Annotated in this window: 16 protein-coding genes; 6 read left to right on the top strand and 10 right to left on the bottom strand. The window is 68.9% G+C overall.

Annotated elements, in window-relative coordinates; all coding sequences use genetic code 11:
* Nucleotides 1–4: 4 nt before the first annotated feature.
* The gene (locus AC1C2U_RS14080) at nucleotides 5–616 is read right to left on the bottom strand and encodes a dTDP-4-dehydrorhamnose 3,5-epimerase family protein (protein WP_495362386.1); all 612 of its coding nucleotides are present in this window, start codon (nucleotides 614–616) and stop codon (nucleotides 5–7) included.
* Between the two features lie 71 nt (nucleotides 617–687).
* Between AC1C2U_RS14080 and rfbD the strand changes: the two genes are divergently transcribed.
* The 3 genes from rfbD to AC1C2U_RS14065 all read left to right on the top strand — a co-directional run bounded on the left by rfbD (nucleotide 688) and on the right by AC1C2U_RS14065 (nucleotide 3,818).
* Nucleotides 688–1,545, top strand: a complete 858-nt coding sequence (gene rfbD, locus AC1C2U_RS14075; RefSeq protein WP_495362385.1) for a dTDP-4-dehydrorhamnose reductase — start codon at nucleotides 688–690, stop codon at nucleotides 1,543–1,545.
* Nucleotides 1,546–1,600: 55 nt separating this feature from the next.
* Nucleotides 1,601–2,599 carry a dTDP-glucose 4,6-dehydratase gene (rfbB, locus tag AC1C2U_RS14070; RefSeq protein ID WP_495362384.1) on the top strand — a complete coding sequence of 333 codons (999 nt, stop codon included), beginning with the start codon at nucleotides 1,601–1,603 and terminating at the stop codon, nucleotides 2,597–2,599.
* Nucleotides 2,600–2,681: 82 nt separating this feature from the next.
* A complete protein-coding gene (locus tag AC1C2U_RS14065) occupies nucleotides 2,682–3,818 on the top strand; it encodes a glycosyltransferase family 4 protein (protein ID WP_495362383.1) in 1,137 nt (378 codons plus the stop codon).
* 9 nt (nucleotides 3,819–3,827) lie between these two features.
* On the opposite strand, the gene AC1C2U_RS14060 is transcribed toward AC1C2U_RS14065, so the two are convergent.
* From AC1C2U_RS14060 to AC1C2U_RS14050, 3 genes are all read right to left on the bottom strand, one after another.
* Entirely contained in the window at nucleotides 3,828–5,192 is a 1,365-nt protein-coding gene (locus AC1C2U_RS14060; RefSeq protein WP_495362382.1) for an LCP family protein, read from the bottom strand.
* Nucleotides 5,189–5,656, bottom strand: coding sequence for a 5-(carboxyamino)imidazole ribonucleotide mutase (gene purE, locus AC1C2U_RS14055; RefSeq protein WP_495362752.1), 468 nt, complete (start codon nucleotides 5,654–5,656; stop codon nucleotides 5,189–5,191). Before purE ends, AC1C2U_RS14060 begins: the two co-directional genes overlap by 4 nt.
* Before the next feature lie 230 nt (nucleotides 5,657–5,886).
* Nucleotides 5,887–7,044 carry a 5-(carboxyamino)imidazole ribonucleotide synthase gene (locus AC1C2U_RS14050; protein ID WP_495362381.1) on the bottom strand — a complete coding sequence of 386 codons (1,158 nt, stop codon included), beginning with the start codon at nucleotides 7,042–7,044 and terminating at the stop codon, nucleotides 5,887–5,889.
* A 60-nt stretch (nucleotides 7,045–7,104) separates the two neighbouring features.
* Between AC1C2U_RS14050 and AC1C2U_RS14045 the strand changes: the two genes are divergently transcribed.
* Nucleotides 7,105–7,647, top strand: coding sequence for a GtrA family protein (locus tag AC1C2U_RS14045; RefSeq protein WP_495362380.1), 543 nt, complete (start codon nucleotides 7,105–7,107; stop codon nucleotides 7,645–7,647).
* Nucleotides 7,648–7,731: 84 nt separating this feature from the next.
* Here AC1C2U_RS14045 and AC1C2U_RS14040 read toward each other — a convergent pair whose 3' ends face one another.
* From AC1C2U_RS14040 to AC1C2U_RS14030, 3 genes are all read right to left on the bottom strand, one after another.
* The gene (locus tag AC1C2U_RS14040; protein WP_495362379.1) at nucleotides 7,732–8,571 is read right to left on the bottom strand and encodes a DarT ssDNA thymidine ADP-ribosyltransferase family protein; all 840 of its coding nucleotides are present in this window, start codon (nucleotides 8,569–8,571) and stop codon (nucleotides 7,732–7,734) included.
* 117 nt (nucleotides 8,572–8,688) lie between these two features.
* A complete protein-coding gene (locus tag AC1C2U_RS14035) occupies nucleotides 8,689–9,255 on the bottom strand; it encodes a PH domain-containing protein (RefSeq protein WP_495362378.1) in 567 nt (188 codons plus the stop codon).
* A gap of 6 nt (nucleotides 9,256–9,261) precedes the next feature.
* Nucleotides 9,262–10,227, bottom strand: a complete 966-nt coding sequence (locus AC1C2U_RS14030) for a biotin--[acetyl-CoA-carboxylase] ligase (protein WP_495362377.1) — start codon at nucleotides 10,225–10,227, stop codon at nucleotides 9,262–9,264.
* A gap of 195 nt (nucleotides 10,228–10,422) precedes the next feature.
* Here AC1C2U_RS14030 and AC1C2U_RS14025 point away from each other — a divergent pair, with 195 nt between their 5' ends.
* Nucleotides 10,423–12,021 (top strand): acyl-CoA carboxylase subunit beta, encoded by a 1,599-nt coding sequence (locus tag AC1C2U_RS14025; RefSeq protein ID WP_495362376.1) that lies wholly within the window; start codon nucleotides 10,423–10,425, stop codon nucleotides 12,019–12,021.
* Between the two features lie 8 nt (nucleotides 12,022–12,029).
* On the top strand, nucleotides 12,030–12,260 hold the full coding sequence (locus AC1C2U_RS14020) for an acyl-CoA carboxylase epsilon subunit (RefSeq protein ID WP_495362375.1): 231 nt from the start codon (nucleotides 12,030–12,032) through the stop codon (nucleotides 12,258–12,260).
* Between the two features lie 267 nt (nucleotides 12,261–12,527).
* On the opposite strand, the gene AC1C2U_RS14015 is transcribed toward AC1C2U_RS14020, so the two are convergent.
* The 3 genes from AC1C2U_RS14015 to AC1C2U_RS14005 all read right to left on the bottom strand — a co-directional run bounded on the left by AC1C2U_RS14015 (nucleotide 12,528) and on the right by AC1C2U_RS14005 (nucleotide 16,909).
* The gene (locus AC1C2U_RS14015) at nucleotides 12,528–13,544 is read right to left on the bottom strand and encodes a DUF8320 family protein (RefSeq protein WP_495362751.1); all 1,017 of its coding nucleotides are present in this window, start codon (nucleotides 13,542–13,544) and stop codon (nucleotides 12,528–12,530) included.
* Between the two features lie 1,315 nt (nucleotides 13,545–14,859).
* Nucleotides 14,860–15,549 carry a response regulator gene (locus tag AC1C2U_RS14010; protein WP_495362374.1) on the bottom strand — a complete coding sequence of 230 codons (690 nt, stop codon included), beginning with the start codon at nucleotides 15,547–15,549 and terminating at the stop codon, nucleotides 14,860–14,862.
* Nucleotides 15,550–15,568: 19 nt separating this feature from the next.
* Complete coding sequence (locus AC1C2U_RS14005) at nucleotides 15,569–16,909, bottom strand: class I SAM-dependent RNA methyltransferase (RefSeq protein ID WP_495362373.1); 1,341 nt, start codon at nucleotides 16,907–16,909, stop codon at nucleotides 15,569–15,571.
* Nucleotides 16,910–16,918 lie beyond the last annotated feature (9 nt).

Here is a 16,918-nt window from a genome sequence, read left to right as displayed (position 1 = left end):
GCGCTCAGTTTCCTTTGTCGTTCAATGAGGCGTAGTAGTCGCGCGCTGCTTCCCAGGTCGGGAGGAGACCGGATGCCGCAGCTTCGGCGAGGCTCGGCGCATCCGTGTCTTTCGGTGACAGCAGGAGCTGACCGGCCGCCTCGGGGAAGGCCAGCGCGATCTCCGCGTCGAGCGGGTTGATGCCGTGCTCGCGTTCGGCGTTGAACGTCGAAGTGACGAGATAGCTCACCGTCGCGTCGTCGGTGAGTGCGACGAAGCAGTGACCGAGGCCCTCAGCGATGTAGATGCCCCGACGGTCGACGTCATCGAGGAGCACGCTGTCCCATCGCCCGAAGGTCGGCGACCCCACGCGGATGTCGACGACGAAGTCGAGAACGGCACCGTGAGTCGCCGTCACGTACTTCGCCTGGCTCGGCGGGACGTCGGCGAAATGGATGCCGCGGACGACGCCGCGCTTCGACACCGAGGTGTTCGCCTGAGCGAGTTCGAGTCGGTGGCCGATCGCCTCCTCGAGGCGGTCGAATCGGTACCATTCGAGGAATGTTCCCCGATCATCGCCGAATTGTTTCGGCGTCACCTCGAAGGCGTCGGGAATCGAGAGTTCGCGGATCTGCACCGCTGAAGTCTAGCAATCGCGACATCCGGCTCGGGTGTGGCCGGTCAGGCCGCGGCCGTAGGATCGGAACCATGCGCTACCTCATCACCGGAGCAGCCGGAATGCTCGGAATCGACCTTCAGGCCGCGCTGGCCGGACGCCCGGTCACCGCCCTCCGACGCGCCGAACTCGACGTGACTGACCTCGGATCGGTGCGCGAAGCGGTCGCCGGGCACGACGTCGTCGTGAATGCAGCTGCGTTCACCGGGGTCGACGACGCGGAGACCCATGAAGACGAGGCGTTCGCCGTGAACGCGACGGGCGCCCGGAATCTCGCGATCGCGGCGCGCGAGTCCGGCGCGAAGCTCGTCCAGGTGTCGACCGACTACGTCTTCGACGGCCGATCGACGACACCGTATCCCGAGGATGCGGCACGGAACCCGATCTCGGCGTACGGCCGCACGAAGGCCGCAGGCGAGGAGCTCGCACTCGCCGAGCACCCCGACGGCGTGTTCGTCGTGCGCACGGCTTGGCTCTACGGCCAGCACGGACCGAACTTCGCGGCCACGATGCTTCGACTCGCCGGCACCAATCCGACGGTGAGCGTCGTGACCGACCAACTCGGCCAGCCGACGTGGACGTCCGACCTGGCGCGACAGATCAAGCTCCTCGTCGAGTCGGACGCCCCGCCCGGCAACTACCACGGCACGAACTCCGGCGAGTGCTCGTGGTTCGACTTCGCACGGGCGATCTACTCCGAAGTCGGACTCGACCCCGAGCGGATCCTCCCGACGGATGCCGCGAGCTTCGTCCGGCCGGCACCCCGCCCCGCGTACTCGGTTCTCGGTCACGAGCGGTGGGGCGCCGTCGGCATTCCCGAGATGCGTGGATGGCGCGAGTCGCTCCACGCCGCAGTCGAGGCGGGCGCGGTCGCGCTCCCCCGAACCTGAACGACTGTCGACGGCTCACAGAAGCCGGCTCGGCCTCTTGGCTAGGATGAAGCGCGTGTCAAGACTCCTCGTGACCGGCGGTGCCGGCTTCATCGGCTCGAATTTCGTCCATTACGTGCTCGAGCACACCGATCACACGGTGACCGTGCTCGACAAGCTGACGTACGCGGGCAACCTCACCTCGCTCGAGGGCCTGCCCGCCGAGCGGTTCCGTTTCGTGCTCGGCGACATCGCAGATGCCGGACTCGTCGACGAGTTGTTCGCCGAGCACGATGCGGTCGTCCACTACGCGGCCGAGAGCCACAACGACAACTCGCTCGATGACCCGCACCCGTTCCTCGAGACGAACATCGTCGGCACGTACACGCTGCTCGAAGCCGCCCGCAAGCACGACATCCGCTTCCATCACATCTCGACCGACGAGGTCTACGGCGACCTCGAGCTCGACGACCCTGCGAAGTTCACCGAGCAGACGCCCTACAACCCGTCGAGCCCGTACTCCTCGACGAAGGCCGGCAGCGACCTGCTCGTTCGTGCTTGGGTGCGTTCGTTCGGTGTGAAGGCCACGATCTCGAACTGCTCGAACAACTACGGCCCCTACCAGCACGTCGAGAAGTTCATTCCCCGCCAGATCACCAACGTGCTGCGCGGCGAGCGCCCCAAGCTCTACGGCAAGGGCGAGAACGTCCGCGACTGGATCCATGCCGACGACCACTCGTCAGCGGTGCTCACCATCCTCGAGAAGGGCGAGATCGGAGAGACCTACCTGATCGGCGCCGACGGCGAGAAGAACAACAAGGAGGTCGTCGAGCTGATCCTGACGACCCTCGGCCAGCCGGCCGATGCCTACGACCACGTGGTCGACCGCCCCGGTCACGACCTCCGCTACGCGATCGATTCGACCCGCCTGCACACCGAGCTCGGCTGGCGACCGCAGTTCTCGGACTTCGAAGCCGGACTCGCCGATACCGTCGAGTGGTACCGCGACAACGAAGCATGGTGGGCGCCGCAGAAGGATGCGGCCGAGGCCCGCTACACAGCCCAGGGCCGATAGCCGCCCTCGCGTTCGTCGACACTCGCCCCCAGCACCCAGTAGGGTCACAGGATCCCCATCGAAGCTCGGCGAAGGAAGCCACGTGACGACCACCCTCCGCGTCATCGTCGACCAGATCATCGCACCGGTACCGGGCGCGCTCGGCAGGTACACCCTCGACCTCGCGCGCGCGATCGTCGCGGCGACTCCGCGCGACTGCGCCGTCGAGGGGATAATCTCCTCGTCGCCACCCGATGATTACGACCGTGTGCTCGCGGAGATTCCCGGCCTCGCCGGACTGTACAAGACGACCCTCGCACGGCGCGAACTCGCCGGCGCCTGGCAGCTCGGACTGACGACATCACCCGGGCCGGGCATGATCCACGCTCCGAGCCTGTTCGCACCGCTGCGCAAGCACGACCACCGCGACGGCGGCCAAGTGGTCGTCACCGTTCACGAGGTGCTCCCGTGGACGCACCCCGAAGCGCTCAGCGCGACCTCCGTGACCTGGCAGAAGGGCATGCTCAAGCGTGCCCGCCGCCACGCCGACGCGGTCGTCGTGCCCACGCACGCGCTTGCCGAGCGGCTCGGTGAGATCGCCGATTTCGGCGACCGCATCCGGGTCATCGGAACGGCACCACGAACCGGCCTGACGATCGGCGCCGATGCTCCCGTTCGCGCGGCACGGATGGGACTTCCGTCCGAGTACCTCGTGGTGCCCGGCACTCTCGAGCCGCGCAAGGGCCTCGTCGACGTGCTCGCCGCACTCGGGCGGCGAGGCGTACCCGAGATCCCGATCGTCGTGCTCGGGCCCGAGAGCTGGGGTGACCAGCACCTGATCGCCGTCGCCGAGGAGGAGGGCATCTCACCGGCACGCATCACGCACCTCGACGAACTCGATGCCGGCGACCTCGCCGTTGTGCTCGCCGGCGCAACCGCCTTCATTGCGCCGAGTCACGATGATGGCTCCGGCACAGCACTGATCGAGGCGTTCAGCCTCGCGACCCCGGTCATCCATTCGGATGCACCGGCGTACCTCGAAGTCTCGGCAGGCGCGGGACTCGCCGTGCCGGTCGGCGTCGGCGACGGGTACGGCGACCGGCTCGCAGCCGCCATCACCTCGGTCGTCACCGATCCGGCCCTCGCCGAACGCCTGGCCATCGCGGGGAGCGACCGCAGCCGAGCGTTCAGCTGGCACGATTCGGCCGAACGAGTCTGGCAGCTGCACGCCGACCTGTAGCCGAAGAGGCTACCCCTCGGTCGGCTCGGCCGTCGGCGGGTGCACCGCCTGTTGCACGAGCTGTCGGATGTACTCGTAGTCGGGCTCTTCGGGGTCCACGTCGTTCGCGGGCACCAGTTCGACATCGATGATCGGCAGTTGCTTCGCCTTGCCGGCGAGTTCGACGAAGTAGCCCAGGCTGCCCTGCGGGACATCCGTCTTCACGACCTGCGAGCCCGCCGCCGCGATCTCTTGGAACTTCGACAGCACGTTCGCGGGGTTGAACTGGGCGAGCACGGCCTCTTGGATCTGCCGCTGGCGTGCCATCCGGTCGTAGTCGCTCGTGCCGTGGCGAGAACGCGCGTACCAGAGCGCGTGGTATCCGTCGAGGTGCTGCTCCCCCGCCGGAATCCACTCGGCGACGGTCGTGAACGTCTCGTCGGCATGGATCGGCACGTCTTCAGGCACGTTCACCGTGACGCCGCCGAGGGCGTCGATCATCTGCTGGAACCCGGCCATGTCGATGAGCGCGTAGTACTGGATCTCGAGCCCGGTGATCGCCTCGGCGGCATCGCGCATCGCCTCGATGCCGGGCTCGCTGCCCTGGGCGACGGCGTCGGGGTACATCTCGGGGCTCACGAGCTCGACCTCGGTGTAGATCGAGTTGAGCATGCAGACGTCGACCTCGCAGCCGTCGATCGCCCCGTACCCCTCTGGGTAGAGCTCGACGAGCGGACTGTCATCGGGGAACGGCACGTCCACCATGTTGCGCGGCAGGCCGATCGTCACGGCCTGACCGGTCTCGGCGTCGACGCTGACGACGGTGATGCTGTCGGGCCGGAGCCCGTCACGGTCGGGCCCGGCGTCGCCGCCGAGGAGGAGGAAGTTGTACTTGCCGTCGACGGGTTCCTTCGAAGGACCGGCCACGAAGACCGAGGAGATGAATCCGCTCGCCGCCGTCGCGAAGTACGCACCATAGGCGGCTGTGCCCGAGACGCCTGCCATGAGGAGCACCGAGAACGCGGCCACCCAGGCGCGAGCCGACGGCGCGGTCTTCACGAGCCGTACGAGCCGCAGCGTGTCGAAGGTCAGGATTACCCAGAGCACCGCATAGAAGACGAGCAGGGCGGCGACGACCCACAGGGTGATCGTGGTGGAGAAGATCGTGTACAGCGTCGCGGGCCAGAACAGCCACACGACGAGCGCCAGAATCGCGAGCGTCCACAGCACGAGCGTCGCACCGAGCCCGAACCGGCCGAGACGCCGACTGCCGGCCAGCACCTGCGGCGCGCCCGGAATCAGGAAGTTGAGCGCGACGAGCCACCACGCACGGCGGGTCATGACCGTGCGCGAGGCGATGTCCGGGTAGCGGATCGGGCTGGCGGCGAGCGTCATCGGTTCTGCTTGAGCCGTTCGTTCTTCGCCTCGACGAGCGCTGCGAGGTCGGTGGCGTAGTCGGCGAGCGCGGTCGACAGAGCGGGGTCGGCCGTCGCGAGGATCTTCACCGCGATGAGGCCGGCGTTCTTCGCGCCGCCGATGGAGACGGTCGCGACCGGCACACCGGCGGGCATCTGCACGATGGAGAGCAGCGAGTCGAGACCGTCGAGGCGCGAGAGCGGCACGGGCACTCCGACGACGGGCAGCGTCGTGACCGAGGCGAGCATGCCCGGCAGGTGGGCCGCTCCCCCGGCACCCGCGATGATGACCTTGAGGCCGCGAGCAGCCGCCTGTTTGCCATAGGCGATCATCTTCTCGGGCGTACGGTGCGCGGAGACGACCTCGACTTCGTGCGCGACGCGGAATTCGTCGAGCAGGGCGGATGCCTCGCGCATCACGTTCCAGTCGGAGTCGGATCCCATCACGACGCCGACCAGCGGGGCGGGCGAGTTCGTCTCAGTCACTTGATCGAGTGTAGGGGCGGGTGCTGGGAGATGACCGCAGGGCACGCGGCTGTCGCTCCCTGAGCTCGTCGACGTTCCCTGAGCTCGTTTCGTTCCCTGAGCTCGCATTGTTCCCTGAGCCCGCTTCGCTCCCTGAGCTCGTCGAAGGGACGCCCCCGCTTCGACAAGCTCAGCGAGCGGAGCTGGCGTCAGTCCTGGAGGATCGCCGCGGCAGCCCGCGCCTCGTAGACGACCGCGTCGAGTTCATCGCCGATCGCCGTGACGTGACCGATCTTGCGACCCGGCCGCGGCGCCTTGCCGTAGTTGTGGATCTTCACGGTCGGATGCCCCGCGAGCGCCTCGGGGTACCGGTCGGCGAGCGACCCCTCAGCCGGGCCGCCGAGCACGTTCACCATGACCGACCACTCGTCGTGGCTGCCGGTGGCGCCGAGCGGCAGGTCGAGCACGGCACGCAGGTGTTGCTCGAACTGCCCGGTGGTCGAGCCGTCCATCGACCAGTGCCCGCTGTTGTGGGGGCGCATCGCCAGCTCGTTGATGAGAATACGGTCGTCGGTGGTCTCGAAGAGCTCGACGGCCAGCACGCCCGTGACCCCGAGCCCCTCGGCGATCGTGATCGCGACGTCTGCCGCGACATCCGCGAGCCTGCCCGCCGAGTGGGGCGCAGGCGCGATGACCTCGCTGCAGATACCGCCCACCTGCACGGTCTCGACGAGCGGCCACACCGCGACGTCACCGGAGGGCCGGCGGGCGACGAGCTGCGCGAGTTCGCGACGGAAGTCGACGAGTTCCTCGACGAGGAGCGCCCCATCGCGCCCGTCTTCGGCGATCGTGACGAACCACTCTGCGACCTCTGCTGCGCTGCGCACGAAACGCACGCCCTTGCCGTCGTACCCGCCACGAGGCGTCTTCACGACGGCGATGCCGTCATGGGCTGCGATGAAGTCGTCGAGCTCGGCGACGGTCTCGACACGGGCCCAGTCGGGCACCGGCAGGCCGAGTTCCGAGAGGCGCTCGCGCATGAGCAGCTTGTCTTGAGCGAAGCGCAGCGCATCGGGGCCGGGATGCACCGGCACACCCGCGTCGACGAGGGCGTGCAGCACGTCTTGCGGCACGTGTTCGTGGTCGAACGTCACGACGTCGACGTCGCGTGCGAACGCGAGCACCGCTGCGGCATCGGTGTAGTCGCCGATGCGATCGGCCGCGATCGCCGCGGACATGCCGTCGGCCTCGGCGAACACTCGAATATCGACGCCGAGCTCGATCGCCGCGGGAATCATCATCCGGGCCAACTGCCCCCCACCGATCACTCCGACTCGCACGCCATGCACTCCGTTCGCCGCCGTCATCGGCGCCCGCGCGGGCGCCCTCTTCAGTCTAGGCCGCGGCCGACGGCATAGGATGTGCCGGTGTCCACCCGCCTCGCGAGCGCCATCGCACGCCTCTGGAACGGCCTGCTCGCCTATGCGGTGAAGTTCGGCGTCGTCGGGCTGATCGGCCTCGTGATCGATGTCACGCTCTTCAACCTGCTGCGCCTCGGCGTCTTCGGTGACGACCACTGGGCGCAGTCGGCGATCGGCGCCAAGACCATCTCCACGAGCGTCGCCATCATCTTCAACTGGTTGGGCAACCGCTACTGGACGTTCCGCAACCACCGCCGCCGCAACTACGTTCGCGAGTTCGCCGAGTACGTCATCGTCTCGCTCGGTGGCATGGCCATCGCGCTCGGATGCCTCTGGGTCAGCCACCATTGGCTCGGCTACACGAGTCTCGTGGCCGACAACATCGCCACGAACGTCGTCGGCCTCGCGCTCGGCACCGCGTTCCGGTTCGTGCTCTACCGCTACTGGGTGTTCGGACACCACCGCTCCGACGGGCTCTCGACCCTCGCCCGCGTCGAGGAGGCGCAGCGCACGCTCTTCGAAGAGCCCGACGGCGCACCCGCTCCCTGAGCCCGTCGAAGGGAGCTAGCCCGCTTCGACAGGCTCAGCGAGCAGAGGAAGCCCGCTTCGACAGGCCCACGAGCAGAGGTTCTGCTATTCCACCGCGTCAGCAGTGGGCTGGAACCACGGCGGATACACCGCGACCCGCGCACGCACGCCTGCGCCGGCGAGCGCGGCACGCACCCGGTCGCGCACCGGATCGTTGGCCACCGCGATGAGCGCGACGCTGTCGAGCGGCAGGCACTCGCGCACGAGCAGTTCGGCGCCGTCGAGGCCGGCTCCCTCCTCGTCGCGATGCAGTCTCTGCAGGAGGCGCTGCGCGTCGGACCACTCGGATGCGACGGCCGCACCGGCGACCGCGGCATCCGCTTCGCTCACGACGATCGCACCGGGCACATCTGCGTTGTCCGCCTGCACGCTCGCCAGTGAGCTCACGAAGATGACGAAATCGGCGGGAGCACGCTTCACGGCCTCTGCACCGAGCCGCGGATCGGGGGTGGCGGTTCGCACCGCGTTCCACACATGGGCGTCGGTCGTGAGCAGGAACGGCACGTAGTCGGCGACCACCGTGTCGGTGTCGCCGATCGCGGCGCTGCGTCGGTACTCGCGGGCATCGGGCGCAGCGAGGTCGACGATCGGCACCGCGCCGGCGGTATCCGCCAGCAGTGCCCCTGCGTCGAGGATCGGCGGGAGGTTGTCGATGTGCGTCACGTGGTAGATGCGCATCGCCTTCAGGTCGAGGCGCGGTGCGTCGGAGGCGATCGCCGGGCGCGAGGCACCGGGTACCCGGGCCGGCGGGCGGCCGTTCCGGGTCGTCGTGGAGCGTGCGGATCGAGCCACCGGCGCGGGCGCGGGCTTGGGCTCCGGTTCCGGCGGCGGGAAGCAGATGGCGCAGAGGCCGTCATCGAAACCGTGTTTGCATTCGTCGGCCAAGAGGAACCCTTCATCGTGAGGCTCGCACTCGGGGGCGCACGAGACCACCTGTCAACGTTACGTCCTTTGGAGAGGTACCGTGGCATCGAGTTCCACTGCCCGGCAGAACGAGCGCCGTCAGCGGCCGCCCCAGGCGACCGTATCGCCGTCGATCATCGACTGTTCGGCACGACGACGATCGGCGATTCGGGAGTGTTCCTCACCCTGGAGTTCCTGCAGCGCACCGAGCACGAGCTCGGGCTTCGGCAGGTCTTTCAACACGAAGGGCTGCTCATGACCTGTGTTGATGCGCACATCACCGGACCCGAACGAGCTCTGCACCCAGTTGCGGCGCACCGTCACGTCGTACCCTCTGCTATGCAACAGCTCCTGTCGCACGCGCACGAAGATGCCGCTGCGCACGATGATGCGGCGGGTGGTGATGGTCGTCCGTCTCGTCAGCCATCCGAGGAACGGCAGGAACGAGCCGAGCAGCACGACGAGTACCGCCCCGCCCACGATCGCGAGATCCTGCCAGAGCTCGGGCGCGAGGCCGAGGCCGAAGGCGGTCGCGCCGGCGACCGCGGCGAGCAGTATCGCGGGAATGGTCAGCACCCGTGCGTGCCGCCGCACCCGCGCCACGACGCGCTCGGGTGGCTGCGCCGGCGCCGCAGCAGCCGTGTCGGGTATCCCGGCATGCCTCATACGCCATTAATACCGCAGGTGGGTCACGTCTCCGGCGGCGACAGACCAAGGCTCACCGTTCTCACGGTCGATCACGACGAGTCGACCGTCGCCATCGAGGCGCTCGGCGCACCCGAGCAACTCACGGTCGCCGGGCAGTTCGACCCGGACTTCGCTGCCGAGTGTGCCGCAGAGCGCACTGACCCGGTCGGCGATGCCGCTCGCCGAGGCATCCGCCCCCGAGGCGGCGAATGCGGCGAACATCTCAAGGAACGTCGCCAGGTAATCGGCCAGGACGGCGTCGGCATCGGGCTGCTCGCCGGTGACGAGCAACAAAGACGTCGAGGTGAGCGTCGGCAGGTCGTGCTCGTCGAGCGTCAGGTTGAGACCGGCGCCGACGATCACGGCTCCCGCGGTTTCTGAGCCCGTCGAAGGGGGCAGCAGTTCCGAGAGGATGCCGCAGATCTTGTAGCCCGAGACGAGCACGTCGTTGGGCCATTTGAGCTCGACTTCGACACCGCCCGTGCGGCCTTCGATCGCTTGCTCGCTGAGCTTGTCGAAGCGAGCGGGTGACGCGGGGGTGGTCCCTTCGACAAGCTCAGGGAGCGCGACGGGCTCAGGGAGCGCGACGGGCTCAGGGAGCGCGACGGGCTCAGGAAGCGAAACGGACACGGCGCGGCGCACCGCTTCGGTCATCGCCGCCCCGGCGATGAGCGGAATCCAGCCGTAGGCATCGGCCGGAAACGGCACGCCGCTCTCGAGCTCCGGCCGCAGCAGCACCGAGATCGCCAGCGTCTTTCCCGTCGGCGCGAGCCACACACGCCCGAGGCGGCCCCGCCCGCGCGTCTGGTTGTCGGTGACGAGCACGGCGCCGTGACCCCACTGCGCGGCATCCGCCCCGCTTGCAGCCTCGCGCAGCTCGTCGTTCGTCGACCCCGCCTCGGCGAGAAACTCGAACCGCGGCACGGCCGCGCGCGATCGCTCCCAATCCATGGCATCACCCTATCGACCAGCGAGTTGCCCGAATCTCGCCATATTCGGGCACTCGGCATGGACGGCGACGGGGCGCGGCCTGGAAGGTGGGCGGGGCGGGGCCCGGCGGCATGGCGATAGCCACCAGTGCCGACCCGGTATTTGTAGGATTCCGTCAACGAAGTCGGCCTGATGTTCGCCGGTAGAGTGAACGGCGTGACCGAAGCGACTGACGGCCCCGACCTCTCCACGACCGCCGGCAAGCTCGCCGACCTCAAGCTGCGTTACCACGAGGCCGTGACGGCTTCGGGTGAAGCGGCCATCGAGAAGCAGCACGCCAAGGGCAAGATGACGGCGCGCGAGCGCATCGCCGAGCTGCTCGATCCCGGCTCGTTCGTCGAGCTCGACGAGTTCGTGCGGCACCGCACGCACTCGTTCGGCATGGAGGCCAAGCGCCCGTACGGTGACGCCGTCGTCACTGGCACCGGCACCATCCACGGCCGGCAGATCGCGGTGTACTCGCAGGACTTCACCATCTTCGGCGGCTCGCTCGGCGAGGTCGCGGGCGAGAAGATCATCAAGGTCATGGAGCTCGCCCTGAAGACCGGCGTGCCCATCATCGGCATCCTCGATTCAGGCGGCGCGCGCATCCAGGAGGGCGTGGTCGCGCTCGGCAAGTACGGCGAGATCTTCCGACGCAACACGCAGGCCTCCGGCGTCATCCCGCAGATCTCGATCGTGTGCGGCCCGGCGGCAGGCGGCGCGGTCTACTCCCCCGCGCTCACCGACTTCGTCATCATGGTCGACAAGACGAGCCAGATGTTCGTCACCGGCCCCGACGTGATCAAGACCGTCACCGGCGAAGACGTCGGCATGGAGGAGCTCGGTGGCGCGCTCACGCACAACACGGTGTCAGGCGTCGCGCACTACCTCGCGAGCGACGAGTCCGACGCACTCGACTACGCGCGCACCCTCATCTCGTTCCTGCCGGACAACAACATGACGGATGCCCCCGTCTACGACGCCGAAGCCGAACTCGAGATCACCGACGATGACCGGCGGCTGAACGCCGTCATCCCCGACTCGCCGAACCAGCCCTACGACATGCACTCGGTCATCGAGGGCATCGTCGACCACGGCGACTTCCTCGAGGTGCAGCCGCTGTTCGCTCCCAACATCCTGATCGGCTTCGCCCGGGTCGAGGGGCGATCGGTCGGCATCATCGCCAACCAGCCGAGCCAGATGGCCGGCACCCTGAACATCGCCGCCGGAGAAAAGGCCTCGCGCTTCGTACGTTTCTGCGATGCGTTCTCGATTCCGATCCTCACGCTCGTCGACGTGCCGGGCTACCTGCCCGGCACCGAACAGGAGTGGACCGGAGTCATCCGCCGCGGGGCGAAGCTGCTCTACGCCTATGCCGAGGCGACCGTGCCGCTCATCACCGTCATCACCCGCAAGGCCTACGGCGGCGCCTACATCGTCATGGGCTCCAAGCAGCTCGGTGCCGACATCAACCTCGCCTGGCCGACCGCAGAGATCGCGGTCATGGGCGGGCAGGGTGCCGTCAACATCCTCTACCGCGCCGAGATCAAGGCGGCGGAGAGTGCCGGTGAAGACGTCGCGGCCGTGCGCACGAAGCTCGCGAACGAGTACACCTACAACGTGGCTTCGCCGTTCCTCGCCGCAGAACGCGGCGAGCTCGACGGCGTCATCGAGCCGGCGGCGACCCGCGTATCCGTCGTGAAGGCGCTTCGCGCGCTCCGCACGAAGCGGGCCAGCCTGCCATCGAAGAAGCACGGGAACATCCCCCTGTAGGGAGCGAAATGGACGACGACATCGACGACCGCACCTCCGCGCTGCGATTCACGAGCCATGACGTCACCCCCGACGATGCCGCGGCCGTCACCGCCGTGCTCCTCGCGGCATTCGACGAGGAGTCGTCAGCCGCGGCATCCGTCGCCGACGACGGGCGCAGCGCCTGGGTGCGCAGCGGCGGGGCGATGCGCCGGCCGCTCGAGGTCGGCGCCGGCCGCTGGGCGCGCGCGTCTCGCTGAAGGCCGTGTCCTCATCGTGTCCCCCGAAATGACGACTTTGCCCCTGTGCGCCCGTGCACCAGTATTGGATGTGCAGGCTCCATAGGAGTCGCCACCGTCATCGGTCGGGTAACCGATGACAGTTGGGGGCGAGTCAGGGCGATATTCGGGTTATCGCCGTGACTCGGACTTGATGGGGGGCCGATCTCAGATCGGTCCCCCACTTTCTTGTCCGGACGCTCTTGTTCGGACACTTCGCGCCGACCACGGATGCTGCGTGCGAATCCATCACGAATGCCGCGGGATCTCCAGCCACAGTTCGACCTCGGCCTCATCCGTGTCCGAATCCGAGGTCGAGCCGTCGCCTTCGGCTTCGCACAGGCCCACGACGGTGACTGCCACGGGCGATCCCTCCGCCGCGGTGCGGGCGATGATTCGGTCGGCCTTCGAACCGGCGACCGCCTCGGCCAAGCGGGACAGCACCCGGTCGCGCATCGCTTCGTCGAGGTCGTCGATGCCGCCCTCGTCGAGCAGCGTGACGGTGATGCCCCGAGCGCGAGCGCGCTGCACTTCGACGCGAACGGCATCGGTGAGCAGCATCCGGCCCCGGATCTCATCGCGGATCGCCGCCTCGAGCATGCGGCATTCGGCACGCTGAGCCTCGGTGAGCTGACCATTCCGATCGGCGATGCGCCGCAGCATCGGCGACGCGAGCCGGTTGGTGTGCGCGAGTCGCATGCGACCCTCGAACAGGTGCGCATCTTGGGCGGCCTGCCACGCCGCCGCCTCACGCTCGGCCTGCGCGTAGCGCCTCGTCTCCCGTGCCGCACCCGTGAGCGCCTTCGTCAGCATGTGTGCGATGCCGACCCACACGATGCTGCCGATCACGCCCAGGCTGCCGAGTGCCAGCGGCCCCGCCCACACCACGGTCTGCACGGCGAGCGCGATGACGCCCAGCCATGCTGCAGTCAGCTGGCGGCGGGCGGCGGTGATCGTCATGAGCGTGCCGACCGCGGCGACGTACCAGGTGGCGTAGCCGTTCTCGGCATCGGGATCGAGTTGACTCGTCACGAGCAGCGGCAGCACGATCGAGACCGCGAGGCAGAAGGCCGCGAGCCAGTCGGGCATCCTCACGCGCCTCGTCGGCCACAGGCTCAGGGCGGTGGCCGCCGAATACAGCAGCAGGGCCACGATCGCGGGCCACGGTGACGCGGGCACATCGAGCGAGTAGATGCCGAGCACGACGTGATAGGTCGAGAACAGCGCCCCGAGCACGAGGAGGAGCCAGCGGGGAATGGAGATCATGCGCTGCCTCCTGCACCGACGGGCCAGGCGATCGTCACTGTCGTGCCGTGTCCGAGCTGCGATTCGATCTCGGCGGCGCCACCGGCGTTCACCATGCGTTCCTCGATCGACACCCGCAACCCGAGTCGCTCCGAGGGCACTCGATCGACCTCGAACCCCCGCCCGTTGTCGGCGATCTCGATGNGCGTTCACCATGCGTTCCTCGAACGTCACCCGCAACCCGAGTCGCTCCGAGGGCACTCGATCGACCTCGAACCCCCGCCCGTTGTCGGCGATCTCGATGACGCACCCGCCCGCTCGCACCCCGCGGATGCGCAACTCACGTCTCGTCGAGAGTCCGGGCTCGTCCGCGTGCTGCAAGCTGTTGACCATCGCCTGTACCGCCGCCGTGTAGAGCGCCTCCATCGCCTCCACGGGCAGTTCGACCCCACCGGCGTTGATGACGCGCACCGTGAACGGCGTGTTGAACGTGGTGAGCGCGGCGCGCAGCCGACGCACCAGCACCGGCAGTCCGACGCGGTCGAGTGCACGCGGGCCCGTCGCACCCGCTTCATCGAGGCGGTGCACGGCGTCGCGGGCCATCCGGGCCGCGAGCAATTGCTGCTCGGGCGACGTCGCCGCGGCGGCGGAGAGCAGCGTCGTCAGCACGCTGTCGTGCACCAGGGCGTCGATCTTCACGCGCTCGATCTCGTTGGCGTGCTGCCGTGCGGCGACGTCGTACCGCTGCAACGCCGCCTCCTGTGCGGAGTCGACCGATTCGGCGGCCTGACGCAGCATCGTGATGATCACGAGCACGACGACGCCGAGCACGACCGCGTAGAGCGCATCGAGCACCGCCAGCAGCGGGCCGGCGTCACCACCGCCCGGCATCAGCCGGATGACGCCGTACACGGCCGGGATGACGAGCGTGTAGGCAGCAGCCCAGATCGGCAGCACCGCGATCACCGCCGCCGTCGTCGCGACCGTGCAGAGGTAGTAGAGCCAGGGCGTGCTGCCCTCCAGTGCCGCCGGATCGGCGACGAGGAACGGCCACGCCACGAGCGCCAACGCGTACAGGGCCGCGAAGCCGAGACAGGCGGCGCGCACCGCGACCTTGGTCACCGTCGCGACGGCGAGCGCGACGATCGCACCGTACATCACGGCCATGAGGGCAGCGCCCGCGCCATCGACGAGCGCGTCGGCCTGATCGAGGGCCACAGGTACCGTCTGCGCTCCGAACACGAGCCCGAAGAGTCCGAGGGCGCGACCGGCGACCGTCTCGACCTGGGCACGGGTCACCGTGGACCGGCGACGCGCGAGGCGCGTCACCCGCCAATCAACGGCGGCCATCTCCACCGTCGTCGAGTCCGGGAAGAATTCCGTCCTCCACGGCCCGGCGGAGCAGGTCGACCTTCGTCGGGGCCGGGCGGCCGACTTCGACGTACTTGGCGCGGATCCGGTCGAGGTACTCGCGCGCGGTCGAGTGCGCGATGCCGAGCTGCGCCGCAACGAGCTTCAGCGGCAGGCCCGAGGCGTAGAGGTGCAGCACGTCGTGCTCACGGCGCCCGAGCTGTGCCTTCGCGAAATCTCGGTCGGCCTCGATCGCGCTGGCCCACTCCACGTTGTTGAGCACCTCACCTCGGGCGACCGTGGCGATCGCACCGATCACCGCCGACATCGGAGACGCCTTCGGGATGACACCGGCAGCCCCGGCGGCGAGCGACTCCCGCACCGCCCCGACCCGATCGGCGATGCTGTGCACGAGCACCGCGCTGCCGGTCGCCAGAACGGCACGCACGTTCTCGGTCACGGATGATCCGTCGCCGAGCGAGAGGTCGAGCACCACCACGTCGCAGCCCCGACCCGAGAGCCCGGCGAGAAGTTCGGGCACACTCGCCGCATCGATGACGACGTCGTACCCGGCGTCGCCGCACGCGGCCCGAAGCCCCAGCCGAACGGCTTCATGGTCGTCGACGATCGCGACGGTCGCCGCAACCCCTGTTGTTCCGGCCGTTGCTGCGGTCACGACTTCCTCTGTTCCACGTTCACACGATAGCGCGGAGCCGTGCGACCGCTTCGACGTGGTGGGTATTCGGGAACAGGTCGTACGCGCGCAGCTCGTCGAGTTCGTAGCCGAGCCCGCGGAAGAGTCCGACGTCTCGGGCGAAAGCCACCGGGTCGCACGCCACGTAGACGAGTTGGCGCGGACGAAGCTCGGCGAGCCGTTCGACGACCGCGCGGCCCGCGCCGGAGCGCGGCGGATCGAGCACGATCGTGGCGTCGCGCAAGCGCCCGCGTTCGGCTGCCCCCGACTCCGCCGCGAGTTCGTCGAGGTAGCGGTCGACGCGCGCGGTCACCGCGCGGGCGCCGATCCACTCGGCGAGGTTCGCGCCGGCGTGCTCGGTCGCGCGCGCATCGGACTCGACGGTCGTGATGCGCACCGTCTCACCGAAACGGTCGCCGACGGCGGCCGCGAGCAGCCCGACACCGCCGTAGAGGTCGTGGTTGGCCGCACGCGGGTCGAACAGGTCACCGTCGATGAGCTCCTGCACCGCGCGAGTGAGGGTCGCCGCGGCACCTCGGTGCACCTGCCAGAAGCCGTCGCGATCGAGCTGGAAGGCGCGATCGCCCACGCGCTCCTCGATCGTGGTGCGCGGGCCACGAGACATCCGCTCCCCCTCGACCAGGACGATCGCCGGGTCGCCGGCGCTCGGCGCGACGAGGTCGATCGCGCTCGCACCCGGGAATCGGTCTTCGAGTGGCGCCAGCGCCTCGAGCTCGGGTACTGCGAGAGGCACGGATGCCACGGGCACGACCGAGTGGCTTCGGGCGGCGTACGGCCCCACACGACCGTCTGGCCCGACGTGGAGGCGCATCCTGGTGCGCCAGCCCGTTCCGGTCTCGACAGAGGCCCCTGGCGCGAGCAGCGGGTCGACGGGTCGAACCTCGACGTCGGTGTCGACGCCCGCCATTCGCGAGAGCGCCTCGCGCAGCACCTCGCCCTTCAGCGCACGCTGCCGCGGCATCAGGATGTGACCGAACTCGGCGCCCCCTGCCCGCAGCTCGGGCGCGCGGTCGACGGATGCCTCGGCCCAGACGTGCGCTCGCCGGTCGGGCGACGCGTCGAGCACCGACACGGTCTCGGCTCGCCAGAACCGCTCACGCCCCTGGTCGCTGACCAGTGCTGCGACGCGCTCACCGGGGATCGCATCGGCGACGAACACCACGCGCCCCTCGTGATGGGCGACGAACACTCCCCCGTGCGCGACCCGCTCGATGTCGACCTCGATCACGGGGCCGTCGGTGGCGGGCGGTTTCGGGGCGGGGCGGGGCGACCGCGTCTGCCTGCGCGCGCCTGGACGACGGGGACGTCGGTTCTCTGCCATGCAACGAGC

The organism is Agromyces sp. Y575 (assembly GCF_059445445.1).
Note: the sequence above shows the minus strand (reverse complement) of the source record. Positions and strands in the feature narration are given on the sequence as shown.